Genomic DNA, 21,913 nt, shown 5'->3' with positions numbered 1-21,913 from the left:
AGGTCGTCATGACAGTGACGCGCCGCGCATATTCGTCCCTGACCATCAAAGCAGTTGACGAGGAAAAGCGCATCATTCGTGGCATCGCGACTACGCCGGCCGTTGATCGCGTCGGTGACATCGTTGAACCGTTGGGCGTCAAGTTCACCAATCCGATGGCGTTCCTTTGGCAGCATGACGCGCACCAGCCGATCGGCACCGTCAAGTTCGATAAGCCCACGGCAGACGGCATCACTTTCGAAGCCGAGATCCCCGTGATTGCCGAAGACGGCAAGTTGAAGGATCGAATCGATGAGGCTTGGCAGTCCATCAAGATCGGCCTCGTGCGCGCCGTCTCGATCGGCTTTCGGGCCGTCGAATACGCCTTCCTGGATGAGGGTGGCATACGCTTTATTAAGTCTGAAGTTTACGAGCTGTCGGCGGTAACCATTCCGGCCCAGCCCGAAGCCGTCATGACCAGCATCAAGAACATGGACGCGGCAGGTGTCGCGGTCATCAAGTCCTTCGATACGAACGCTCCCGCCGCGACAGGCAAAATCGAGCGTCCTGCCAATGTCACTCCCGGCGCCACGGGAAAATCCCAACACTCCATCAATCTCACAATCAAGGAAGTCACAGCTATGAAAACCATTGCTGAACAGATCGCGGCGCTGGAAGCCTCCCGGCAGGCAAAGTCCGCACGCATGTCGGAAGTTATGCAGAAGTCCATGGATGAAGGTCGCTCGACCGACCAGTCCGAACAGGAAGAGTTCGACACGCTTTCCGGCGAGGTCGACGCCATCGACGGCGATCTGAAGCGTCTCCGAACCATGGAGAAGATGCAGGCGGCCGGTGCGAAACCTGTGATCGCCAATCAGATCAAGACGGCAGAGCTCGGCACATCGCTGCGCAATGGCGTCCAGATCAAGGCAAACGAACCTGACAAGGGCATCCGCTTCGCTCGTTACGCCAAATGCCTGGCGATCTCCACCAAGACCCACCAGCCGATCGTCGGCGTTGCCGAGCAGCTCTACGGCAAGACCGACCCGGATCTGATCGACATCGTCAAGGCAGCAGTTTCTGCCATGACGACCAGCAACACTGCCGAGCTGATCGGCAACGAAGGCGGGTTCGCAGACTTTGTCGAGTTCCTTCGCCCAATGACTGTTCTCGGGCGATTTGGCACCGGCAATATCCCGAGTCTGACCCGCATCCCCTTCCGTGTCCCGCTCATCAGCGAAGCGTCTGAGACCGATGCGCAGTGGGTTGGCGAAGGTAAGGCAAAGCCGCTCACCCGCATGACGGCCGGCCGCACCGAACTCAATCCGCTCAAGATCGCGACCATCGCCGTTCAGACTATGGAACTGATCCGAGACAGTTCTCCTTCATCGGATATCCTGATCCGCAACTCGCTCGCAAAGGCGATCGCAAAGCGGTCGGACCTGTCCTTCATCGACCCGACAAATGCGCCATCGGCTGGCGTTCGTCCTGGCTCCATCCTCAATGGCGTTACCGCGATCACCAACAGCGCGGCGACGGGCGCCGATGGCGTTCGCGAAGATGTGCAGGCTCTGATCGGCGCATTCGTGACGGCGAACAACGCTCTGCAGTCCGGCGTCTGGGTAATGTCCGCGACCTATGCGCTTCGGCTCATGATGATGCTGAACCCTCTCGGTCAGCGTGAATTCCCCGGCATCACGATGCAGGGCGGCACATTCTTCGAACTTCCCGTCGTCGTGTCCAACTATCTGACCGACTATGTCGCTCTTGTGAATGCTGAGGATATCTGGGTTGCCGACGAGGGCGGTGTCGACATCGCCATGTCCACGGAAGCTTCGCTGGAAATGGACAGCGCTCCGGCTCACAACTCGGATACGCCGACGCCCGCTGAACTCGTCTCGATGTTCCAGACGAACAGCGTCGCGTTCCGTGCTGAGCGCACCATCAACTGGGCACGCCGTCGCGCTTCGGCTGTCGCATGGATGGATAACATCACCTGGGGTGATCCGGTCGTCACCCCCTGATTTCGGCTCATCATGAGGGGCGAGCTTCGGCTCGCCCTTCTTCTGAACCGAAGGAGAGCATCATGAAAAGCCATTCCTATATGACCCGCGCCCTTCGCGCCCGCGATCCCCGGTTTGCGAACATTCTCGGAAAGCTCGGGTATGAGCGGCGGGATTTGGTGGTCACTGAAACCTCTCATCCGCTCGACCACGATGGCGACGGAAGGAAAGGCGGCAGCTTGAAGCGAGAGGCGTCGGACAATCTCACGGCCCTTCGGAAGAAATACCAGACGAAGACAGGCAAGCGCCCCTTCCGTCAATGGGATGCCGCAACTATCGAAGCAAAGTTGGCAGAGGCAGATTGATGGCAAAGAAGGTCTACCTCATCACAAGGCGGGGCCTTGGCTATCGCGTGTCGCGGACACCGCCAGGCGACGGCGAACGTGGCGTCCAGTTCGAGAGCGAGAACAATATCGCTTACGACGCCAGCCCCATCAAGAATGGCGTGATCAGTCCTTCAACAGCAACCGGCCCTCGATGAGGTCATCTGCGCCTTCGTCTTCCCATTCCATGAAGGTCAATTCCACTTCATGGGGCTCCCCGGCGAGCAGCCGGGAGAACTGCAGGGCGGTCATGATCCTGACCTGGCGCATGTTCTCGCGGGCCACGTAAACGCGCCAGCGACCGGGCTCGACCTGAATTGCGTGGGTGATGTCATCCATGGGCTTGGGGCTCCTGTTTCGGGCAGGAGGCCACAAGGGGCAGGGTCTGTCTATTGCAGGATCCTGCAATGAGCCGGCTTTGATAAGTCAACAATCGCGCCTTGGCGCATCTGGACCTTCAACTTCGATCGTCAACTGAAAGTGGATGACGTATGCGTCTCTTCGGCATGGACATTACCCGCAGTCGAGCGGCACAGAAATCTATGTCGCCAGTGAGTAGCGGGCGCCGTGGCTGGTGGAGCGTCCTGGAGTCCTACGCAGGCGCCTGGCAGCAGAACGTCGAGATCAATTACGATTCCGTTTTGTCGAACCACGCCGACTTCGCCTGTAGGACGTTGATCGCCTCGGACATCTCGAAGCTGCGTATCAAGCTTGTCGCGAAAGACGGCGACGGGATTTGGACTGAAACCAGCAATCCGGCGTATTCGCCGGTTCTGCGCAAGCCGAACAGTTTCCAGAATCGCATCCAGTTCATGGAGGCTTGGGTTCTATCGAAGCTGCAGCGGGGCAACGCCTACATCCTCAAGCAACGCGACGGCCGCGGTGTCGTGGTCAAGCTTTACGTGCTCGATCCTATGCTGGTGACGCCTCTGGTTTCCGAGAATGGCAGTGTCTTCTATCAGTTGAGCAAGGACCCCCTCGGCGGCGTAGAGGAAAGCGTGATCGTGCCCGCGCGAGAAATTATCCACGACCGCTTCAATTGCTTCTTTCATCCTCTGGTCGGTCTTTCTCCCATCTTCGCCGGCGGCCTTGCTGCCATGCAGGGGATCGCCGTCCAGAACGACAGTACTCTCTTCTTCCAGAATGGCGCTCGACCAGGGGGCGTCCTGACCGCTCCTGGCTCGATTGCACAGGACACGGCCGACAGGCTCAAGGCATACTGGGACGCGAACTTTTCCGGCAAAAACTCTGGAAAGGTCGCGGTCCTTGGCGATGGACTCAAGTATGAGGCGATGAGGGCGAAGGCGACCGACTCCCAGCTGATCGAACAGCTGAAATGGTCCGGCGAGGTCGTCTGCTCGACTTACCACGTGCCGCCTTACAAGATCGGCCTTGGACCCGTGCCAACAGCAAACAATGTCCAAAGCTTGAACGTCGAATACTATTCCCAGTGCCTTCAGGTTCTTCTGGAGTCGATCGAACTCTGCCTGGATGAAGGTCTCGGCATGGTCGAGACCATCGGAACCGAGTTTGACACCGACAATCTTCTTCGCATGGACAGTGTTACTCAGATGGAGATGCTCGATAAGTCGAAGGGCATCATGTCTCCGAATGAGCAGAGGAAGCGGCTCGAACTCAAGCCAAAGCCCGGCGGTGATAGCCCCATGCTTCAACAGCAGAACTTTAGCCTTGAGGCTCTCGCCAAGCGTGATGCTCAGGCCGACCCGTTCGGCACTGTTCCAGCGGCAACGCCGGAGCCTGCAGAGGCTGCCAATGACAATGCTGCCGAAGCTGAGGCTCGCGCCGCGCTCATCGAAATCTACAAAGGACTCCGCTGATGACTTTCGACGGCAAGGCCTTCGGCGCGGAGATCGTCGGCGTGGTCAAGGGCTATCTCGAAAAGGAGATGGCACCGCTCCGTTCACGCATTGATGCGCTGGAAAAGCACTTTGAAGCCATACCGGCGCCTGTTGATCTCTCGGGCGATCTCGAAGCACTCAAGGCTGCCTTGGAAGGGATTGTCATCCCCGAAATTCCGCAGTTGCCAGAGCTTCCTGACTTCCCCGCCATGATCGGTGAAGCGGTGAAGGCGGCTGTTTCAGTCATCCCCGTCCCTCAGAACGGCAAGAGTGTGCCTGTCGAGGATCTAGCGCCCATCATTGCCTCCGAAGTCGAGAGGCGGGTCAGCGAGCTTCCTGTAGCGAAAGACGGCAAGGACGGTATCGATGGGAAAGACGGGGTGGGCTTGGCAGGCGCTCTGATCGATCGGAACGGTGAGCTTGTCGTGACGCTGACTGATGGCGCTACCAAGAGCCTCGGCACGGTCGTCGGCAGGGACGGAGAAGGCAAGCCGGGACTGGACGGCTTCGGCTTTGATGACCTCGATGTGGTCTACGATGGGGAGAAAACCTTCACGCTGCGGTTCGTTCAAGGCGAGCGTGTCAAGGAATTTCCCTTCGTAATGCCGGTTGTCATCGACCGCGGCGTCTATCGGGAGGGTAATGATTACAAGGCCGGCGATGCCGTGACCTGGGCGGGCAGCGTCTGGATCGCGCAGAAAGAGACTTCAGCTAAGCCGGATGCCGGCGATGATTGGCGCCTCTCAGTGAAGCGCGGCCGCGACGGCAAGGATGGTGTGGTTAAGGAAGCCAAGGCCGCCCAGCCCTTTCGCGTCGGCATTCCCGCAGGAGGCAGCTGATGGTCTCTCTGGTTTCCCTGCCGAGTGTTAAGGATGCGCTACGCGTGGATGGCTCGGATGACGACGAGCTGCTGCAGGACGTGTATATCCCCGCCGCATCGGGAGCGGTGATCAACCACCTCGACGCTCGTGCCGGTATCGTTCTCGGCTTGGTCGATGGCGAATTGCCAGAAGGCGCCGTCGTTCCGGAAGTCCTCCAGGTCGCGGTGATCCTGCTGCTCCGGCACTGGTATAGACCGGCCGACCTAAGGCAGGATTTTGCCGGCGATGAGCTGCCGCCATCTGTCAAAGCCCTCCTGAAACCACTCCGAGATCCCGCGCTATCATAGGTGAGAAATGGCAAAACCACCTTCGGAGCCGGAGTTCGACCGAAAGGTACGATTTCAGGCGCGGAGCATTTCTGACGATGGATACGGAAATCAGATTTCCGGGCCATTCGAGGACAAGTTCACGGTCTGGGCGGCGTTGCGCCCTGGCGGTCTGTCCGAGGCCGTCGCTGCCGCTCGCCTCGAAGGCACGCAGGTGCTGCATGTGTATGTGCGCTCGTCGACGCAGACCCGTCAGATAACCTCTGAATGGCAGGCCGTAATCAATGACCACGGCGTGGCGCGGACTTACGCCATCACTGCGCAGCCAGACGGGATCACGATGCCCGGCTTTGTTTATTTCCAGGTCAAGAGCGGCGTTGCGGCATAGGAGCTATCGGTGGCCCGGGTCCTGTTCACCTATGACTTCGACTACAAGCCAACGCCGCAGGTGACGATTGGGTATCGGGCCGGAATGAAGAAGACGGTGAAGCGCGATTGCGCGGAACGCGCGATCGCTGCCGGAAAGGCGGTCTCGCTCGATCGAGCCAGCCCCAACGAGGTGTCCGATGGCGATCAAGGCTAAGATGCTGGGCCGCGAAAAGGTGACACGGATGTTGCGGAGTATTGTCCCGGAGGCTGAAGAAGAGCTCGCCAAGGCGCAGCTCGAAGGTGCGCAGTCGGTGGCGAACAAGATCAAGCCTCGCGCTCCTGGCCCGCGCACGGGCGGCTATCAGGCCAGCATTCAGGCAGCGCGTCTGGCAGATCGGCCAAAGGAGCGCGCACTGGGTGGTGGCGCCTCGAACAGCGACACCAAGGATCCGAGCGCAACCGGCGTGTTTGCCGACTTCATCTGGCGCTTCTTGGAGTTTGGGACCGTCAAGATGTCGAAGCGCCCGCATATCTTCCCTACCTGGCGCCAGGAGCGGAAACGGGTCCGGCGCAACATGGCTGCTGCGGTCCGCAAGGCTGTGAAGAAAGCGAAGAGCAAGTAAATGGCTTCACCGTCGCTGGAACTGCAAGGCGTAATCGTTGCGCGACTGAAGGCATGGGCTGGCCTCTCGGCCTCCGTCAACGGAAGGGTCTATGATTCAGTGCCTAAAGAAGATCTGCGCATAGCTCAGACGGGAGCTGGATGGCCATACATCAGCGTTGGAGAAGGCGACGAGACCAGCGACGATGCTGATTGTATCGATGGCTTCGAAATATCACTCGATATCGATGTCTGGTCGCGCGCCGTCGGCTTTCCGGAGGCGAAACGCATCAGTGACGAGATCCGCAAGGCGCTGAAGTCGCCGGATCTCACCTTGCCAACAAATGCACTCGTGGATTTTCGCCACCGGCAGACGCGGTTCCTCCGTGATCCGGATGGGCTCACCTCGCATGCCGTGATGACCTTCGAAGGCTTCGCGGAACAACCTTAACTGCCACCAGGAGACAGCTATGGCCAAGGCAACTACCATCAAGGGCGGCAAATTCCGCGTCCTGCTCGGTGACGATTCCGATCCCATCGTCTATGCCGCGCCGTGCGGCTTCACGCAGCGCTCGATCACGCTGAACAAGGGGCTGGAAGAGGTCAATATTCCTGACTGCGATGACCCGGACAAGATCGACTGGCTTGGCCGAGATGCCACCTCGCTCTCGATGTCGATCAGTGGCGAGGGTGTCCTTGCCGAGCAGAGCGTCGAGATCTGGCTCGACGGCTACGACAGCATCGATTCTATTCCAGCCAAGGTCGAATGGGAATTTCCGACGAAGACCATCACATGGACCGGCTCGATGCACATCGAGAGCCTTGAGGCTGGTGCCGCCAATGCCGGCCGTGCGACGCTGAATGTGTCGATGCAGTCCGATGGCGAAATGGTCCGCACCGTCACGCCGGCAACGCCCTGATGAGTCGCGACGGTTCATGCGAGGTCCCTTTCAACGGGAAGAAGACTTTCTTCCGCCTCGCGTGGCGGGAGCTGATGAAGATCCAGGAGGCTTGCGATGCCGGGCCTTATGTCGTTCTCGACAGACTGCTGACGGGTCGGTGGAAGCTTCAGGACATTTCTGAGGTCATCAAATGGGGCCTGATTGGAGCGGGTGTCGACACACAAACCGCGCTGGACCTGGTGGCCTCCGAAGTTGAAAAGCGGCCTCCGCTCGAAAGCCTCGTCGTCGCCCAACGCGTCCTCGGCGCCGGTGTCGTTGGCACGCCGGAGGAAGACGTCGGAAAAAAATCGGCGGCGGCAAGTCCGGAGGCGGGGAGCGACCACTTCCCAACGGAAAACTCCGATTTGCCGCCATCATCGGTAACGGAATAGCGATGGGGCTGTCACCGCAAGAGGTGATGGGCCTTTCGATCTTTGAATACCTCGCCGCTCTCGATGGCTTCATCCAAGCCAATGACCCAGAGGGCGACAAGAAGCTTAGCGAGTCCGAGAAGGACGAGCTCTGGACCTGGCTGAACGGAAACCCTCATGGCGACTGACAATGAACAGCTGGTGCTGAGCATCAGTGCCGACGTGCGCCAGATCCAGCGGCAGCTGAAGGGCCTGGTCGGACAGACGCAGCGCGATACGAAGGCGATCGAGCAGGCTTTCGGCGGAATAGACAAGGCTGCAGGTATTGCGTTTGATGGCGTGGCCGCCAACAGCAACAGGGCCTTCAACACCGCTGCAAATAGCGGGCGCCGATATCAGGAGGCGATGAAGGCCTCTACGGTCCAGACCGGTAACCTTGCCGCACAATTGAATGATATCGGTGTCCAGCTTGCGGGTGGGCAGTCGCCGTTCCTGATTGCGCTTCAGCAGGGCTCGCAGATCAACCAGGCCCTTGGCAGCGTCGGAGCGCGTGGTGCTGTAGCGGCGCTTGGTGGAGCGTTTACGTCGTTGCTCAATCCGGTTTCGCTGGCGACAATTGCGATCATCGCGCTGGGCGGCTCTGCTATCCAGTATTTCACGAGCCTGCTTTCTGAGAGCGACAAGTCTGCCGAGGCTCTGAAGAAACAAGGTCAGCTTATCCAGCAGATTGCCCGTGATTGGGGTGACGCTGTTCCGGCCCTGCGCGAGTATGCCGACGAGCTGGAGCGCACGCAGAAGCTTTCCGAACTGCGGCAGGGCATTGAGATCATCAACGCCGGGACCTTGGAAAGCACCAGGGCAGAGATCGCAAGCGTCGGCGTGGAGATGAGCGATCTCATCAGCCAGCTTCAGGCAGCCGGCGAAGAGACCGATGTCATCCTCGGGCTGCAAAGCGCATTCAACGATTTCGCGGCAGCTGCAGAAGATGGCTCCCTGAGCGTCGAGGATGTCCAGCGCGTTCAGGACGCACTGGCTGCGGCAATCAATAGCACCGGCATTCCTGCGCTCGATGCTTTCCGCGCCATGTTCGACCAGTTGTCGGCCTCGGCGCTTGCCGCGGCGGGCAGTGTCCAGCAGTTGAACGCGGCCAGTGGTGCGGCAACGACGGCGCTCTACCCTACTCGCGGTGCCTATGGCGGTGTGGATCGGAGTGCGGAAGGGAATATTCAAAATCCCGGTTTCATGACCCCGGAGAATGGGCCGACGCCGGAATCGCGGCCTCTGATCGAGTTGACGGGCCTGCCTAAGGCGCGCGGCGGCGGCGGACGCTCGAAAGCGATCAGCGATGCCGAGCGCGAAAAGAAGGCTGTCGCCGATCTCATAGAGCAGCTGGAGTTCGAACAAAGCATCCTCGGAGCGACGGACGTCGAGCGCGAGGTCGCCAACGCGCTTCGGCGCGCCGGATCGGCAGCGACTGACGAGCAGCGCGCCAAGATTGAGCAGCTGGTCGAGGCGACGTATGCCGAACGGGATGCGCTGAAAGCCAACAAAGACGCAATGCAGGAGCTTCAGGGTGTAGCGAAGGATGTTCTTGGCGGCATCATCTCAGATCTTCGGGCTGGCAAGGGTGGGGCGGATATTCTGGCCAACGCCCTCGATCGCATACTCAGCAAGGCCATTGATGGCGGTCTTGATAAGCTCATCAGTTCCATTTTCAGCGGCGCGGGCGGCGGCCGTAGTGGTGGTCTTCTTGGTGGCTTCATTATTCCAGGAATACTGCATTCCGGAGGTGTCGCTGGCAAGGATGGCTATGGGCATGGGCGCGCGGTCTCTCCATCCGTCTTCAGCGGAGCGAAGCGCTATCACTCCGGAGGCGTGGCCGGTCTGGCACCTGGTGAGGTGCCGGCGATACTCCAGCGCGGCGAAGTCGTCATCCCGCGCGGGGGAAGGATGTCGGGCAGCGCAGAGACGATCACGGTTAATCTCGCCGCAGACCGCTCCGTCATCGCCGAGACCGCTGACCAGCAGATCCAGACGGCAAGCGGTACCATCGTGCAAGTCGCCGTTCAGCAGTCAACGCAGCGCGTTGTTCCTACGATGGCCCGATATCAGAACGACAAAGCAGGTGCAGAATGGCGATGATCGTTTGGCCGCACTGTGTCTTGCGTCCGCAGCAAGTGGCGGCGAACCTGGTTCCATTCACGCGGTCCGGCGGTGCCACGTTGGGCGGCATATCGCCGTCTTATCGGACTGACCTCGGCTTTTGGTCGATCGACTACATGAACGTTATCCTGCAGAACCGCCACAAAGCGCAGTGGCAGACGTGGCAGGCTATACGGCAAAAGCTTGGCGGGCGATCGGGTTTGATCGCCGTTCCTGTGCGCTCTGCCTTGTCGGCTCCGTACGTTTCCGGGTCGTTCGAACCTATGCCAGAGACCAAACATAGCGACGGCTCGACCTTTAGCGATGGTTCTCTCTATGTGCAGGGCGCGATCAGTGTAAAATCGGTCGGCGTGACGGCCATTGGAGCAACCACCATTCGTCTGCGGGTTATCCATGCAGATAGCAATCTGGTGGGCGTGCGGTTCTCCTGCAATCACGCTCTCTATGAGACGGGGCCCGTTATCAGTGTCGATGGCGATGTGTGGGAGGTTCCAATCTCGCCCACGGTGCGCGAACTGATCCCAGCAGATTGTGATCTGGAATTCGACCGGCCAACCTGCCTGTGCCATCTCGCCGACGATCGCGGGATGGATGTGACCCAGGAGGCCGTATCGCGGACATCCTATCCATCCCTGCGGTTCGTCGAGGCGACGGACTACTGGAACGCTCTTGCCCTGGGTTTGGTCTGATGGCGTCGCTGAAGATACTCGTCGACATCACGTTGCCGGATACGGTGCTGCGTCTCTGGGATGGGTCGGGCGGAGCCTTTATCGATGAGGCGGGCGAGATCTATCGCGCGGCGCAGTTCGCGGAAGGGAGTTTGGACAGTATCGAGGCGGCGATCAACGGGGAGGCCTTTACCCTCACGCTGTCGCTGATCAATATCGATACGTCCACTGGCGACCAGGTCTGGGACTATGACGAGACCAGCAGCGTCGTCGGCTCTCCCGTCGTCATCAAGATCCAGGAGCTCGACGACTTCGAGCAGCCGGTCGGCGAGCCCGAGGTAAAATTCACCGGCACGATCGACAACATGAAGGTGGCCGACCAGGCGATGGAAGAGGTGTCCCAGTCGGTCGTGACTGTCGAGGTCGTCAACGCTTTCACGCTCCGCGTTCTCAACAATGGGGCTGTCCTCTCTGACGTCGACCAAAAAGAGCGGGCAAAGAGGCTGAACCCTTCCGCTGCCCTCGATCGGTTCGCTGAACGGGTTCCTGGACTGAGGGATAAGAAAATCAGATGGCCGAGCTGGTGAGTTTGCGGGCTTTTCTTGACGCCTATGAGCACGAGCCATGGACGCCCGGTGGCAAAGTGGATTGCTGTCTTGTCATCGCCGAATGGGCGAAGTGGCTCGGCTATCCCGACGCCGCAGAGCATCTGCGTGGGGCTTACAAAGCGGGGCAGGGGCAGCTCGATATTCTAGCTGCTCGGGGTGGTGCTGTGTCCCTGATTGAAGAGTGCGCGCTTTCGATTGGCGCGACCATGGTCGATGAACCTCAATTGGGGGACTTTGGCGCTGTCGGCAGTTCTCGAAACATGACTCGCCAATTCGGCGTGATCCACGATGGCGAGGGTTGGCTGACTCGCGCGCCAGACGGCTTCAAACGCATCATTGCCAAGCCGTTGGCGATCTGGAGGCTTTAGTGGGTATTCTGGAATCCATTGCCTTGACGATCGTGGCGTCGATCGGCACGACGAGCGTCATCGCGTCGAACCTCATCTATCTCGGGACGATGGCGGCACTCTATGGCGGTCTGGCCTATGGTGCCGGGATGCTTCAGTCGCTGCTGGTGCAGAAGCCTTCGGTTCCGCGGCCAGAGGATGGTTCCTACAATCTCAAACAGAATGTGCCGCCCCTTCCGATCGTCTACGGTCGGGTCAAGAAGGGTGGTGACTACGTCTTCCTCGAGGAAAAAAATGGGGTCGCCTATCACATCATCGTTTGGTGCGGCCGTCGCATTCAAGGCTTTGTCACGCATTATGGGCACGACAAGGCGCTTGCATTTGACGGATCTGGCAATGTCACCAACGCGTATGTTCGAAGCGGAACCTCTTATGTGAACATTGTGAGCAGGGTCGGCCTGAATGATGAGACGGCTTATTCAGATGTGGTTTCAGCCTTCCCTGGCGCGTGGACGAGCAATCATCGTGGCGACGGCCTTGCCTCTGTCCGCATGCGTGCGAAAACGCCTGAAGATCAGTATTACCTGCGGATCTTTCCCAACCAGATGCCTGAGCACTCTGCCATCGGGGACGGGGCGCTGCTCTATGACCCGCGCAAGGATTCAACTCAGCCCGGCGGTTCAGGCGCTCACCGACACGCGAACCCGAACACGTGGGAATTCTCAAGAAATCTGGCCCTGATGCGACTGGATCACCTGGCGCAGCCTTTTGGCGGCAAGCTGGGATATGGACGCATGTATATGCCGGACTGGATGCATGCCGCCGATGTCTGCGACGAAATCGTGACCAATCGCAGTGGCGGCAACGAGCGCCGCTACTGGGGCGGCTTCTGGTTCCGGACGAACAACGATCCAGTGGAGGTTGGGCGCACGCTCGATGAGGCCGCCGAGCTGGTCGTCTATGAGCGTAGCGATGGGAAGATCGGCGTGCATGCCGGCGAGTTCGTGGCGCCTTCTGTTCGACTGACGCAGGACAGCATCTTTGCGATCGAAGTCGACAAAAACAAACGCATGGCTTCGACCGTGCTTGCAGTGCGGGGCCGCTACCAGAACGCCGCGAAAGACTACAATACAGAGGATGCCTCTCTCTATGGAGACCCATACGGCGAGTTCGATGAGACCGAGCGCACGAAGACCTTCGACAATGCCGCTGTCCAGTCGCACAACCACTGCCAGCGAAAGCAGAAGCTGACTTATGTCCGTGCGAATGCGAGACGGGTCACCGTCACGGCAGACTACCGCGCCGCAAAGAACTGCGCCTATCAAAGGTTCATTCGCGTCCATTATCCCAGCCGCGGGCTCGTCGAGGCGATCGTCGAGATAACATCCACAGTGTCGCTCGACCTGCGCAACATGCGGGTGAGCTTCAGCGGAATTCTCGTGACCGAGGGCCTGTATGGTTTCGATGCGGGAACGGAAGAAGGGGTTCCTGGTGCATCGCCTCCGCCGATCGAGTCTGAAGGCGTCCCGGCGCCTGTTGGGTTTACAGTGACTGTTCTGAACGAGGTCATCACGGGCAGCTCGACCGCAGCCTATTTGCGTGGTCAGTGGACCGCCGGCGACAGCAGTCTTCGCTACGAGATGGAATACGAACGCACCAGCGGCTCGACGGGGGTGCAATCTGTGTTTGCTGGGGAGGCGGAAAACTTTGTTCGCTCCGGTTATCTCGTCGATGGCCAGCAGTATCGTGTCAGGCTCCGCGCATGGGGTGGCGGAACGCCTTCGGAATGGACTGACTATCAACTGGTCACGGCTGTCGCTGATCCTGTCGCGCCTGGGGTGGTAACGGGCGCCGGCGTCACCGGGGGCGCCGGGCAGGGGAGCTTCTCCTGGGTGGCGCCGAACTCTCCAAACTTCGCGGCCGTGCGGATCTACATCAACACCGCAAACAGCTTTTCCGGCGCCACGCTTGTCGCCACCGAATATGGTCCGCCGAACATCGCCGATGGTCGCGTGGTCACCGGCCTGACATCCGGCATCAAATACGGCTTTCTGACTAGCGTGAATTCATCCGGTATCGCCTCTTCAGCGGTCGCGACCGGCAGCTTCACCGTCAGCTAAGCTCAAAGCTTCTATTCCGCCCCACCTTGGCAATTGCCGAAGGTATTTCCCATGAGGATGATATGACTGTACCCAAAATGAGTGAGGTCGCACGGGACTTCGTGACAGACGGGGTGCCGTCCTCAGGCTCGCACGAGATCCGAAAGTCTCAACTCCGCAGCTGGGGAACGTTTGTCGAGAACATGATAGACGCTGGCGGTCTTGGCGGCGCAACCTGGAAGGCAACGCGTTCTGGGCTCAACGCAGATCTGGCTTATGGAGATGGTTCACTTGGCGTCGTCTATGACGACAGTGCCTCCGCAAACAACGGGCTTTACGTTAAGGTGGGAGCCTCTGGCTCCGGTTCTTGGTCCCAGATCACCACCTTCCTGCCTGGATATCAATTTGTAACGGCGACGGATACCGAGAGTGTCGTCAACGCCTTTACTATGGAGACAAATCCGCGGCTGCCTTTCGGAGATGGGGCGGCACTCGTGGAGTTCGTCGTCCCTATCACGAACACCAGCGGTACGGTCACGATCTCTTTCGACGGCGACCCTCCACTCACCATCAAGACCGCGTCTGGGAATTCGCCGGCAGTGGGCGGACTGATCGCGGGGATGCCGGTGTCGGGCGTCAAAATCGGTGAATTCTTCTTCATGCGGTCGGACCAGGCCAGTGCGGCTCTGCTGACGCAGATTGAAGGTCTGGCTGTGGACGTACAAGAGATCGTGGATGAGGCGGAAGCGGAGCTGATCGCCGCAGTAGAGCCGATCCGAGACGCCGCCCAAGCTGCGGCAACCGAAGCGTTGGCATACGCCGTGATGGTCGGCGCTGCCGTTTACGACTTCAATTTTGATAGTGATCCCGCAACTCCAGGATATGATTGGAACGATTGATATGGCGCGTATTCCCAGAAGGATGGCAGGCATCGGCGCTGCCGATATTCCTGATGCAACAGCGTTTGACGCATATGTGGGACCGGCACGCGAGCTCACAGTTGATCCGGTTCGTCGCCTTGCTCGGCTTCATGATGGGGTCACGCCTGGCGGACATCCGCTCGTTGCAGAAGGCGAAAGTGGCGCCCCAACCCGCACGGTCAACGCGAACACGACGCTCGTCACGGGTGACCGGAACAAGCTGGTGAACGTTGACGCGGGCGCGGCTTCCCGCACGATCACGCTGCCGGCTGCTGCGACCGCTGGTGACGGTTACGAAGTTTCGGTTCGAATTTCTCAGCTCGGAAGCGGTTTTTCCGTAACCGTCAAGGGGGATGGATCCGAGCTTATCGAGGGCGTGAACACATTCGTCATGCGCCTGGTCGGCCAAGTTGCAAGGTTCCGCTGCAACGGTGCAACTTGGGACATCATCGCAGAAGCGGGCTTGGTTGAATATGGTTCCAATGGGAACGGCGAATACATGAAGTATGCCGATGGTCAGGTGGTTTGTTGGGGAACTGCGTCCGGTAATGCGACCGGTGCGCAGGGCAGTCTGTTTGTCGGTGACATTACATGGAACTTGCCGATCGACATGACTGCCAGTGTGCCGAACCGGATCCACGCATGGATAAATTCCACCAGTGGCTGGTTGAATATTCGCACTCGCGGCGCAACCAGCGTCACGGCTCGATATTTTTCTACCAGCTCCGACAGCACTGCTCGATCTGCCTACTTCACGGCAATCGGAAGGTGGTTCTGATGCGCTATTGGCTTTCTGCAGGACAATCGAGCAACGTTGCGGGTGACAGTCAGGGTGGACCTTTCGATATCAGTAGTCTTGTTCGCGTCTGGAACAACGCTACAAACCGAGACGACACTACGCTGCTGGGCGACGATTGGGAAATTCCTGATCGGAATGCCAACCCCTTTTTTTTGGGTGGCAACCACAAAACTGTTCAGGCGGCAAGTGTGGTGGCCAACATCACGGGCGAAGGTCAGCGAGTTGTCACCTGTGGTCGAAACGGTCGAAGCATTGACTATTGGCACAACGGCACGACGTTCGGCGAACAATACACGCGCCTTAAGGAAGTTCTCGACACCGTCGCGATCACTCGACCGTACGATGTTTTCGATTGGAACCAAGGCAGCGCTGATAACGCAAGCGCTGCTGCTTACCCGGCCAAGTTTGCAGATTTGCTCGATCTGCTGACGGCGGACGGGTTCATTGACGCTAACACTGTCATCATCATTACCGAGACGAGTTGGGCGAACTCTCCGTTGATTAATCCGGTCCTGAAGGACATCGCAGATAATGACCCGCGCGCCGGGTTTGCCGGCATTGGGTATTTCCCCACCGTCGACGGTACACACTTCACCGGTCTTTCGCAGTTCCATGCCGGCTACGAGACGGTTCGTGCAATGTCGGAAACGGGAACATGGGCGAAGAATCTGGTAAACCCAAACGCTCGTGGCATGCCGACTGGAACCGGCCTTTCACGTGGGGCGGCGGCTTGAAGAGCGGGGCGCAGGCGGCCTTTGTCATGCTGCCTGCCTCTTATCGATTCACCGTAGCGAGGCGTTCTTCGGCAATGACTGTGGTTGGCCATGCACTAGCCATTGAAAATCATCCCAATGCGACTTCATGATCAGCCGCATGCCATCGTTGTTTATATGATCATCGTCTGTATAAACTAGCTGCCCCTCGATCACTGGGTCGCAACGTTCTCCCGTGCAGAACTGCGGAAAAGGATCGATGATTCTAACTTGCGGAAAGCCAGATACCGCGTCCTTCAGCCAGTTCAATACCAGTTGCCGTTTCCTGTCTTCGTCATTTTGATTTGCCGAGCAATTTTCCTTAAATGGGACCGAATTGTGCCAAGACCTTAGCACACAGGCTGTCGAATCTTTTGGCATCGTCGGGACCGGCGCCAGTACGATTATTCGAGAAATGCCTCGACTTGTGAGTTCCTGAAGAGTCTTTCTTGCCTGCTGAACAAAGAGATCGCGGCTTGAAAGTCCTTCTCTAGCGGCGCTGCTCGGCGTAAGCCTGCGGGATTTTCCATCCGCATATATTCGCCACCTGGCGGCAACAAGAGCATATTCTGGAGAAAAGAGCTTCCTAGATAGGGCCTCGCGGACGGCCTTCTTAGTTGCAGTGCACTCGATATTTCTAGTTGGATTGCTCCTGATCTCAACGTCAAAGATGGGCGGGCAGCTGCCAGTCCCCGACAACAGTGCTTCATGACCGAAACCGTGAGCAAGCTGGCGAAGGACAGGATAACTTGCCGCCGCATGAGAATCGCCAATAACCAAACCTTTTAGCGGCAACCCTCTGCGGCAGTCCGCAAGGCCTCCCTCCCTTATGGCGCAAGGAGATGCTGGCTGGTCAGCTTGTGCCTCGGTCTTGATGGCAACTGGCGCGGCAAACGATGAAAGAAAAATGCCTGCTGCGGCAGCAGCCAAGCTAAAGCCGGCGCCGACGATTGTTGGTCTCCAGTCTGTTGGTAGCTTCTTTTGCTTTCGCAGACGTAGAATCGGCACTTCGACGAAGTGGTATGTCGCAACGGCCAACATTAGAGACAATCCGGCCGTTAGGAGGTCCCGTGTGAGTTCAGCCTGACCAAAGTTATAGATGCGTGTGAAGCTAAGCAGGGGCCAGTGCCAGAGATACCAACTGTAAGACACCAGGCCGATCCACAACACAGGGCGTATGGTCATCACCCTGACCGGAAGCCAGGATGGGTTTGCGATGCCCGACAGGATTAAGAGGCAGGCTCCGACAACGGGAATGACTGCCCAGAATGAAGGGAAAGGTGTCTCGTGTGAAAACCATCCAATGGCATATATGATCAGGCCAAGGCCGACCAAGAACAAGATCTGCAAGGCAGCGCGTGGCAAACGGCTGACGATTGGTATTGCAAATCCTAGGCAGCCTCCCGCGATCAACTCCCATGCCCTCAATGGCATCTGGTAGAACGCGTGATTGACCTCGGAGTCAGTTAGACGAATGCACCAAAAAAGCGATAAGCTGAAGGTCGCCAACACCACGAGCCAGCCAAAGCGAATTGCTGTTATGGGCGCGAGGCAACGGCCTGCTGCCCACAGTCCGGCGATTAGGAGAGGGATGAATAGGTAAAACTGCTCTTCCACCGCCAGGGACCACAAATGAAGCAGCACTTTCGTGTTCGCATCAGCGTCGAAGTATCCTTGCTGGCTCAGGAACAGATAGTTTGCCGCCATGCCGGCGGACCACATGACCTCCTTGCCAAACTCCTCAAACTCGCTCGGGAGGACCAAGACAAAGGGGGCGACGAGCATGCATGTGCATATCACGAGAAAGTATGGTGGCAGGATCCGGAGCGCCCGGCGGGCGTAGAATGTGGAAAAGCGGAAAACGCCGCGCCTCTGCTCGTCGAGGATATGACTTATGATCAGGAAGCCTGATATCACGAAGAATATGTCGACTCCCACGTATCCGCCGGGAAGGAAAGGCAGGCCTGCGTGATAGCCGACCACTGCTGTTACCGCGACCGCTCTCAATGCATCAACTATGGGAAAGAAGTCGCCGCGTCTGGGCGCCGATTTGACCTGCATGGATAACCCCCAACTGGGTAGGTCATTACTGTCATAACCGACGCAGAGCAATGTGTGTTCTCTGCCGATCCCTCGGGTTTGGTGAAACACTCGTCTGTGTCACAGCTGGCGCAAGGGAAGCCTCAACAACGTTGGTCCCCATGTCGGCTGCCGAGCGCAAAACCATGGCTCAGGCTATTCAAGCCCTGCCTAGCGCCTGTATCTGTGTCAACCGGTGCGTGAGTTTCTCCAAGGCGCCCTCCAGGCCGTCATCCGGCAAGTCGGATGGCGTCTGATGCTTAAGCCTCAACTCGCTGGTCAGCGTCGTAGGGTAGGGGGTCTCAACAATCTTGGCGGAACGCAACCGTTCTGGCCTAACGAAAATGGAGGTGATGTGCTTGCCCTCTTGATGGTCAGGGATCGGGTCTCCGGGGCCAGCGCAAAAATCCAGACGTGTGAAGTGATCAGACGGGATCAGCTCGTCGGCAAGCGCTGAGCTGAATTGAGACTCCGTATTGTCGACCACGATGATGTCGACGTTGCTGGTGTCATCGTTCATCCTCTTCATCATGACCAATGGACGAACTGCGCCATCGAAGGCCCAAACATTATGGCCGTCGAATGTCGGCGTCAGCAGGTCTCTCTCCATTAGCAGAGCGTCATTCTCGGACAGGACGTCGTTCTGCTTCCAATAGGGTTTCAGTCCCGAGTTGAATGATGGGTTCCAATCTGCAGGCGCCATATAAATGCGAAGACGTTTCAGGAGATCCGGACGAGACATGGCGTTGGCAAGAATAGCCGCGGCCCAGTCTGCCGATGCTTCGACCGTGGTCACCGCCTCGACGTGCTTTGCCCACCAGATGGAGCTGCGACCACCGCCGTATTCCAGGACGCGATCAGACTGCTGCAGGTTTGCCTCGAGCCACAGGACGGATGAAGCGGTGAACCAAGGCGTCTCCGGCGCCAGCCAGGGCAAGCGCGTGCTCACCAGTTTTCGGACCCACTGAGCGGTGTCGTCTTCCACGCCGTCAAGGTTCAAGGGCTTTGAGTTTGATTGATCCCCTGGCTTGTCCGGCATACTCTTTGTGGAAGGCTTCTGGCCTTTCAAGCTTCTCTCCAGTGCTTCCAGGCGCTCCAGCGTCTTTCTGCTGTTGCTGTCGACGCGCCTCGCCCACTGCCTGATCTTGGAAAACATTAAGATCAACTCCCGGTTTAATCCATGCCGCCGCGTTAGATCACTGGAGCCAGTCAACGTCAATCGATGGCGAGTTCCCTGACCCTATCAGTAGCCGATACCTGCCTAATTCCAACAGAGGATCACCCATGATCACGACCACGTCCCCACGTGGCCGCGCATTTACGCGTGGCCATGAAGGCACCGTTCTGACCTGCTACCTCGATCCCGTCGGCATTCCGACGATCGGCAATGGTTTCACCATGCGCAGCGCTGCTGTGCGGCGCGAGTTGGCAAGGATCGGGATCACCAGGCTTGTGCCTGGCAAGACAAAGATCACCATGGCGCAGAACGATGCGATCTTTGCGGCTGTTCTGGCCGAAGAGTTCGAGCCCGCTGTTGTGAAGAACTCTCCCGCTGACCGGACGCAGTACCAGATGGATGCTGCCACAAGTGCGATCTTCAACCTCGGCACGGGTGCGATGGGCTGGCGCTGGGCGGAGGCATGGCGTCGGGGTAATGTTTCGTCTGCAGGATCTATCCTAGGCAGCAACTACAACACCGCCGGTGGCAGGAAGCTCCCTGGGCTGGTTCGCCGTCGCAGGGAAGAGGCCGCACTCTTTTTGCGGGGCGACTATGGAGACCATCGCTATACCAAGCCGGAAGGCGTGCAGCGCGTCGAACAGCCAGTGAAACCTTCCGGACCGGACGAAGTCGTGCGCGAAGCGCAAGGGCTGCTCGTGAAGGCTGGTTTCGATCCCGGCAAAGTTGACGGCTGGATGGGGCCGAAGACGACGACGGCAATCCTCGCCTTCCAGAAGGCGCATCCGCACCTAAAGGCAGATGGCATTCTTGGTCCGGCGACACTGGCGCAGCTGCGGCGCGAGGCCACGGTGACGACGGAAGCGACGACCAAGGGCGTCGCGGGCGGCGTGGCGGCCGGTGGCGCTGCGCTCGCGAGCGGGCTGCCCTGGGTCTGGATTGCAGCGGGTGCAGGCGTCGGGGTGCTTGGCCTGGTCGTCTATGTGGCGTGGCGGAAGCGCGATGTGATCGCGCGGCGCATGAACACCTGGCGCGGCCGGGAAGCCGTCGTCTGACGGCGACAGAAGCTGAACACCTTCATGAGGAACAAGCATGATGAGCATATTGACATCCGTTCTCATCGAGGTCGCCGCGCGGATCGGCGCTCCCCTCGTCAAAGCGCTGCTGGAAAAACACGTTGGTGGCATCGCGGGCGAGGCTGGCGGGGCCGTGATCGACGCGATCGCAAAGCAGGCCGGCGTGCAGCCTGAACAGTTGCCGCAGCTTCCGGCAGATCGCCTCGAGCGCGCGATCGAAGAGGTCGAAGAATCGCCCGATCTGATACTTGCGCAGGCTCGCAGCCAGGAGCTCGGCAATGAGCTGATGCTTGCCGAGATGCAGAAGGAGCACTGGTTCGGCTGGGCGTGGCGTCCAGCTGGTATGTGGCTGATGTTAGCCTGCGTCGCCTGGCTCATGATTGTTCTGCCTGTTGTGAATGCGATCCTCTGGGCACTCGTTCCCGGCATCCAGATCGAAGCCGGCATCGACCTCGCCAACTTCTTTGGGATCTTCACCATCTATACCAGCCTCTACATGGGCGGGCATACGGTGATGAAGGCCGTCGAGAAGGCGAAGCGGTCATGATGCCGGCCAACGGCTATAGAGGGCCGGGGATCTGGATCCGCATCCAGCATCGCTTCGGGCCTCGCATGATGGAATGGTTCATGGCGGCGCACATGATGATGTTCGGCTGCGTGTTGCTGATGCCGACACAGACCTTCAATCAGCCCGCTTGGAAGGCTTTTCGCGATCTCTTCCCCTCCGAAGACCTTCTGGGGTGGATCATGTTCGGGGTCGGCATGCTTCGCATTGTCGGGCTCATCATCAACGGCGCCCGCAAGAACGTGACGCCGCAAATCAGGCAGCTGTCAGCCGCGATCGGCTGCATCATCTGGGCAGGCATCACGTTCGGGTTCTACTCCTCCGATGTCGTCTCGACCTGGCTCGCCATCTATCCGCTGTTTGCGGTGGGTGAGCTGGTCAACATCCATCGCGCCGCGCATGACGAGGGGGAAATCAGGAATGGAACAGCAGATAGCTAACCTGCCACCGATGGCGCTGATCTCCTTCGGCGTGGTCCTGGCAGTCATATTCGCCGTTCGTCACTTAGGCCTCATGCAGGGGCAAAAATCTTCACCCGTGAATTCGCCGGCCACTGCGCAGGTTGCCGCTGTCGTGGTCGATCCGACAGCGCTCAACCGGGCCTCACTGGCGCTCGAAGCGCATACCGAAGCGCTGCGCGAACTGACCGAGGAAGTGCATGACGGAAACCGGAGCCTGAAGCTTCTCGCTCAGGAGACAGATCGCATTCGGGAGGAGCTGCGGATCCATCGCGAGATCCGAAGGGATAGGTGAGTGCTCAGTCGCCCTGGTACTTCCCTGTGAAGGGCGCACCTTGAAACATATAGAGAAGTTCAGAGCAGCCGACCCGGCATGGCCTTCGTTCGTTGCCTTCCCTCGGGCAATTGGCCATCAGCCTCATGAACTGGTTCATTGTCATGTCCGCGCCGTGACGCTCTATCGCGCGGTCTCGATTGTATCGGCCTCGCCGCCCACATTCCGAGCAGTCGATGTCGATCTCCGGCAATTTGAACATGCCTAGCGTCGGG

Annotated in this window: 27 protein-coding genes; 24 read left to right on the top strand and 3 right to left on the bottom strand. The window is 58.9% G+C overall.

Annotation, left to right across the window (positions count from 1 at the left end):
• The first annotated feature begins 8 nt into the window (after positions 1-8).
• Positions 9-2,003, top strand: coding sequence for a phage major capsid protein (locus E9677_RS12585; protein WP_136558447.1), 1,995 nt, complete (start codon positions 9-11; stop codon positions 2,001-2,003).
• 62 nt (positions 2,004-2,065) lie between these two features.
• Positions 2,066-2,347 (top strand): hypothetical protein, encoded by a 282-nt coding sequence (locus E9677_RS12580; protein ID WP_136558446.1) that lies wholly within the window; start codon positions 2,066-2,068, stop codon positions 2,345-2,347.
• A gap of 144 nt (positions 2,348-2,491) precedes the next feature.
• Here the strand turns inward: E9677_RS12580 and E9677_RS12575 are convergent, their stop codons facing one another.
• Positions 2,492-2,704 carry a hypothetical protein gene (locus E9677_RS12575; RefSeq protein ID WP_136558445.1) on the bottom strand — a complete coding sequence of 71 codons (213 nt, stop codon included), beginning with the start codon at positions 2,702-2,704 and terminating at the stop codon, positions 2,492-2,494.
• 152 nt (positions 2,705-2,856) lie between these two features.
• Here E9677_RS12575 and E9677_RS12570 point away from each other — a divergent pair, with 152 nt between their 5' ends.
• The 18 genes from E9677_RS12570 to E9677_RS12490 all read left to right on the top strand — a co-directional run bounded on the left by E9677_RS12570 (position 2,857) and on the right by E9677_RS12490 (position 15,991).
• Positions 2,857-4,203, top strand: coding sequence for a phage portal protein (locus tag E9677_RS12570; RefSeq protein ID WP_136558444.1), 1,347 nt, complete (start codon positions 2,857-2,859; stop codon positions 4,201-4,203).
• Positions 4,203-5,063 carry a hypothetical protein gene (locus E9677_RS12565; RefSeq protein WP_205910137.1) on the top strand — a complete coding sequence of 287 codons (861 nt, stop codon included), beginning with the start codon at positions 4,203-4,205 and terminating at the stop codon, positions 5,061-5,063. Before E9677_RS12570 ends, E9677_RS12565 begins: the two co-directional genes overlap by 1 nt.
• On the top strand, positions 5,063-5,392 hold the full coding sequence (locus E9677_RS12560) for a head-tail connector protein (RefSeq protein ID WP_136558443.1): 330 nt from the start codon (positions 5,063-5,065) through the stop codon (positions 5,390-5,392). Before E9677_RS12565 ends, E9677_RS12560 begins: the two co-directional genes overlap by 1 nt.
• Before the next feature lie 7 nt (positions 5,393-5,399).
• Positions 5,400-5,759 carry a head-tail adaptor protein gene (locus tag E9677_RS12555; protein ID WP_136558442.1) on the top strand — a complete coding sequence of 120 codons (360 nt, stop codon included), beginning with the start codon at positions 5,400-5,402 and terminating at the stop codon, positions 5,757-5,759.
• Between the two features lie 9 nt (positions 5,760-5,768).
• Positions 5,769-5,954 (top strand): hypothetical protein, encoded by a 186-nt coding sequence (locus tag E9677_RS12550; RefSeq protein ID WP_136558441.1) that lies wholly within the window; start codon positions 5,769-5,771, stop codon positions 5,952-5,954.
• Positions 5,938-6,363 carry an HK97-gp10 family putative phage morphogenesis protein gene (locus tag E9677_RS12545; RefSeq protein WP_136558440.1) on the top strand — a complete coding sequence of 142 codons (426 nt, stop codon included), beginning with the start codon at positions 5,938-5,940 and terminating at the stop codon, positions 6,361-6,363. Before E9677_RS12550 ends, E9677_RS12545 begins: the two co-directional genes overlap by 17 nt.
• Positions 6,364-6,792 (top strand): DUF3168 domain-containing protein, encoded by a 429-nt coding sequence (locus E9677_RS12540; protein ID WP_136558439.1) that lies wholly within the window; start codon positions 6,364-6,366, stop codon positions 6,790-6,792.
• A 19-nt stretch (positions 6,793-6,811) separates the two neighbouring features.
• A complete protein-coding gene (locus E9677_RS12535; protein WP_136558438.1) occupies positions 6,812-7,261 on the top strand; it encodes a phage tail tube protein in 450 nt (149 codons plus the stop codon).
• Positions 7,261-7,674 (top strand): gene transfer agent family protein, encoded by a 414-nt coding sequence (locus E9677_RS12530; protein ID WP_136558437.1) that lies wholly within the window; start codon positions 7,261-7,263, stop codon positions 7,672-7,674. Before E9677_RS12535 ends, E9677_RS12530 begins: the two co-directional genes overlap by 1 nt.
• Before the next feature lie 2 nt (positions 7,675-7,676).
• Positions 7,677-7,841 carry a hypothetical protein gene (locus tag E9677_RS25175; protein ID WP_168801191.1) on the top strand — a complete coding sequence of 55 codons (165 nt, stop codon included), beginning with the start codon at positions 7,677-7,679 and terminating at the stop codon, positions 7,839-7,841.
• The gene (locus E9677_RS12525; protein ID WP_136558436.1) at positions 7,831-9,795 is read left to right on the top strand and encodes a phage tail length tape measure family protein; all 1,965 of its coding nucleotides are present in this window, start codon (positions 7,831-7,833) and stop codon (positions 9,793-9,795) included. Before E9677_RS25175 ends, E9677_RS12525 begins: the two co-directional genes overlap by 11 nt.
• The gene (locus E9677_RS12520; protein WP_136558435.1) at positions 9,786-10,505 is read left to right on the top strand and encodes a hypothetical protein; all 720 of its coding nucleotides are present in this window, start codon (positions 9,786-9,788) and stop codon (positions 10,503-10,505) included. The genes E9677_RS12525 and E9677_RS12520 overlap by 10 nt, the downstream gene beginning before the upstream one ends.
• Positions 10,505-11,071, top strand: coding sequence for a hypothetical protein (locus E9677_RS12515; RefSeq protein WP_136558434.1), 567 nt, complete (start codon positions 10,505-10,507; stop codon positions 11,069-11,071). The genes E9677_RS12520 and E9677_RS12515 overlap by 1 nt, the downstream gene beginning before the upstream one ends.
• Entirely contained in the window at positions 11,056-11,460 is a 405-nt protein-coding gene (locus E9677_RS12510) for a DUF6950 family protein (RefSeq protein ID WP_168801200.1), read from the top strand. The genes E9677_RS12515 and E9677_RS12510 overlap by 16 nt, the downstream gene beginning before the upstream one ends.
• Positions 11,460-13,559 (top strand): phage tail protein, encoded by a 2,100-nt coding sequence (locus tag E9677_RS12505; RefSeq protein ID WP_235882941.1) that lies wholly within the window; start codon positions 11,460-11,462, stop codon positions 13,557-13,559. The genes E9677_RS12510 and E9677_RS12505 overlap by 1 nt, the downstream gene beginning before the upstream one ends.
• Positions 13,560-13,621: 62 nt before the next feature.
• The gene (locus E9677_RS12500; protein ID WP_136558433.1) at positions 13,622-14,437 is read left to right on the top strand and encodes a hypothetical protein; all 816 of its coding nucleotides are present in this window, start codon (positions 13,622-13,624) and stop codon (positions 14,435-14,437) included.
• Position 14,438: 1 nt separating this feature from the next.
• Positions 14,439-15,236 (top strand): hypothetical protein, encoded by a 798-nt coding sequence (locus tag E9677_RS12495; protein ID WP_136558432.1) that lies wholly within the window; start codon positions 14,439-14,441, stop codon positions 15,234-15,236.
• Positions 15,236-15,991 carry a hypothetical protein gene (locus E9677_RS12490; protein WP_136558431.1) on the top strand — a complete coding sequence of 252 codons (756 nt, stop codon included), beginning with the start codon at positions 15,236-15,238 and terminating at the stop codon, positions 15,989-15,991. Before E9677_RS12495 ends, E9677_RS12490 begins: the two co-directional genes overlap by 1 nt.
• Before the next feature lie 48 nt (positions 15,992-16,039).
• Here E9677_RS12490 and E9677_RS12485 read toward each other — a convergent pair whose 3' ends face one another.
• Together E9677_RS12485 and E9677_RS12480 are read right to left on the bottom strand one after the other, a co-directional pair.
• Positions 16,040-18,070: an acyltransferase family protein gene (locus E9677_RS12485; RefSeq protein WP_136558430.1), complete on the bottom strand. Its 2,031-nt coding sequence runs from the start codon at positions 18,068-18,070 to the stop codon at positions 16,040-16,042.
• Positions 18,071-18,248: 178 nt separating this feature from the next.
• The gene (locus E9677_RS12480) at positions 18,249-19,244 is read right to left on the bottom strand and encodes a hypothetical protein (protein WP_136558429.1); all 996 of its coding nucleotides are present in this window, start codon (positions 19,242-19,244) and stop codon (positions 18,249-18,251) included.
• 128 nt (positions 19,245-19,372) lie between these two features.
• On the opposite strand from E9677_RS12480, the gene E9677_RS12475 reads away from it, so the two are divergent.
• The 4 genes from E9677_RS12475 to E9677_RS12460 are packed head-to-tail and all read left to right on the top strand — an operon-like array spanning position 19,373 to position 21,659.
• Positions 19,373-20,320: a glycoside hydrolase family protein gene (locus E9677_RS12475; RefSeq protein ID WP_136558428.1), complete on the top strand. Its 948-nt coding sequence runs from the start codon at positions 19,373-19,375 to the stop codon at positions 20,318-20,320.
• A 37-nt stretch (positions 20,321-20,357) separates the two neighbouring features.
• The gene (locus E9677_RS12470) at positions 20,358-20,888 is read left to right on the top strand and encodes a 3TM-type holin (protein WP_136558427.1); all 531 of its coding nucleotides are present in this window, start codon (positions 20,358-20,360) and stop codon (positions 20,886-20,888) included.
• Entirely contained in the window at positions 20,885-21,346 is a 462-nt protein-coding gene (locus E9677_RS12465) for a hypothetical protein (RefSeq protein WP_136558426.1), read from the top strand. The genes E9677_RS12470 and E9677_RS12465 overlap by 4 nt, the downstream gene beginning before the upstream one ends.
• On the top strand, positions 21,327-21,659 hold the full coding sequence (locus tag E9677_RS12460; protein WP_136558425.1) for a hypothetical protein: 333 nt from the start codon (positions 21,327-21,329) through the stop codon (positions 21,657-21,659). The genes E9677_RS12465 and E9677_RS12460 overlap by 20 nt, the downstream gene beginning before the upstream one ends.
• The last annotated feature ends 254 nt before the right edge of the window (positions 21,660-21,913 follow it).

Source organism: Peteryoungia rhizophila (assembly GCF_004912145.1).
In the GTDB taxonomy this organism is placed as follows: Bacteria; Pseudomonadota; Alphaproteobacteria; order Rhizobiales; family Rhizobiaceae; genus Allorhizobium; species Allorhizobium rhizophilum.
The sequence above is the reverse complement of the archived record's forward strand: the minus strand, read 5'-3'. Positions and strand labels throughout refer to the sequence as shown.

What these genes read in the sequence shown, in the direction of transcription:
- E9677_RS12515 (WP_136558434.1), top strand. Translation starts at nt 10,505, where the DNA reads ATGGCGTCGCTGAAGATACTCGTCGACATCACGTTGCCGGATACGGTG.
- E9677_RS12555 (WP_136558442.1), top strand. Translation starts at nt 5,400, where the DNA reads ATGGCAAAACCACCTTCGGAGCCGGAGTTCGACCGAAAGGTACGATTT.
- E9677_RS12490 (WP_136558431.1), top strand. Translation starts at nt 15,236, where the DNA reads ATGCGCTATTGGCTTTCTGCAGGACAATCGAGCAACGTTGCGGGTGAC.
- E9677_RS12580 (WP_136558446.1), top strand. Translation starts at nt 2,066, where the DNA reads ATGAAAAGCCATTCCTATATGACCCGCGCCCTTCGCGCCCGCGATCCC.
- E9677_RS12510 (WP_168801200.1), top strand. Translation starts at nt 11,056, where the DNA reads ATGGCCGAGCTGGTGAGTTTGCGGGCTTTTCTTGACGCCTATGAGCAC.
- E9677_RS12585 (WP_136558447.1), top strand. Translation starts at nt 9, where the DNA reads ATGACAGTGACGCGCCGCGCATATTCGTCCCTGACCATCAAAGCAGTT.
- E9677_RS12565 (WP_205910137.1), top strand. Translation starts at nt 4,203, where the DNA reads ATGACTTTCGACGGCAAGGCCTTCGGCGCGGAGATCGTCGGCGTGGTC.
- E9677_RS12500 (WP_136558433.1), top strand. Translation starts at nt 13,622, where the DNA reads ATGACTGTACCCAAAATGAGTGAGGTCGCACGGGACTTCGTGACAGAC.
- E9677_RS12530 (WP_136558437.1), top strand. Translation starts at nt 7,261, where the DNA reads ATGAGTCGCGACGGTTCATGCGAGGTCCCTTTCAACGGGAAGAAGACT.
- E9677_RS12535 (WP_136558438.1), top strand. Translation starts at nt 6,812, where the DNA reads ATGGCCAAGGCAACTACCATCAAGGGCGGCAAATTCCGCGTCCTGCTC.
- E9677_RS12485 (WP_136558430.1), bottom strand. Translation starts at nt 18,070, where the DNA reads ATGCAGGTCAAATCGGCGCCCAGACGCGGCGACTTCTTTCCCATAGTT.
- E9677_RS12560 (WP_136558443.1), top strand. Translation starts at nt 5,063, where the DNA reads ATGGTCTCTCTGGTTTCCCTGCCGAGTGTTAAGGATGCGCTACGCGTG.
- E9677_RS12570 (WP_136558444.1), top strand. Translation starts at nt 2,857, where the DNA reads ATGCGTCTCTTCGGCATGGACATTACCCGCAGTCGAGCGGCACAGAAA.
- E9677_RS12520 (WP_136558435.1), top strand. Translation starts at nt 9,786, where the DNA reads ATGGCGATGATCGTTTGGCCGCACTGTGTCTTGCGTCCGCAGCAAGTG.
- E9677_RS12525 (WP_136558436.1), top strand. Translation starts at nt 7,831, where the DNA reads ATGGCGACTGACAATGAACAGCTGGTGCTGAGCATCAGTGCCGACGTG.
- E9677_RS12475 (WP_136558428.1), top strand. Translation starts at nt 19,373, where the DNA reads ATGATCACGACCACGTCCCCACGTGGCCGCGCATTTACGCGTGGCCAT.
- E9677_RS12495 (WP_136558432.1), top strand. Translation starts at nt 14,439, where the DNA reads ATGGCGCGTATTCCCAGAAGGATGGCAGGCATCGGCGCTGCCGATATT.
- E9677_RS12540 (WP_136558439.1), top strand. Translation starts at nt 6,364, where the DNA reads ATGGCTTCACCGTCGCTGGAACTGCAAGGCGTAATCGTTGCGCGACTG.
- E9677_RS25175 (WP_168801191.1), top strand. Translation starts at nt 7,677, where the DNA reads ATGGGGCTGTCACCGCAAGAGGTGATGGGCCTTTCGATCTTTGAATAC.
- E9677_RS12470 (WP_136558427.1), top strand. Translation starts at nt 20,358, where the DNA reads ATGATGAGCATATTGACATCCGTTCTCATCGAGGTCGCCGCGCGGATC.
- E9677_RS12575 (WP_136558445.1), bottom strand. Translation starts at nt 2,704, where the DNA reads ATGGATGACATCACCCACGCAATTCAGGTCGAGCCCGGTCGCTGGCGC.
- E9677_RS12460 (WP_136558425.1), top strand. Translation starts at nt 21,327, where the DNA reads ATGGAACAGCAGATAGCTAACCTGCCACCGATGGCGCTGATCTCCTTC.
- E9677_RS12545 (WP_136558440.1), top strand. Translation starts at nt 5,938, where the DNA reads ATGGCGATCAAGGCTAAGATGCTGGGCCGCGAAAAGGTGACACGGATG.
- E9677_RS12465 (WP_136558426.1), top strand. Translation starts at nt 20,885, where the DNA reads ATGATGCCGGCCAACGGCTATAGAGGGCCGGGGATCTGGATCCGCATC.
- E9677_RS12480 (WP_136558429.1), bottom strand. Translation starts at nt 19,244, where the DNA reads ATGTTTTCCAAGATCAGGCAGTGGGCGAGGCGCGTCGACAGCAACAGC.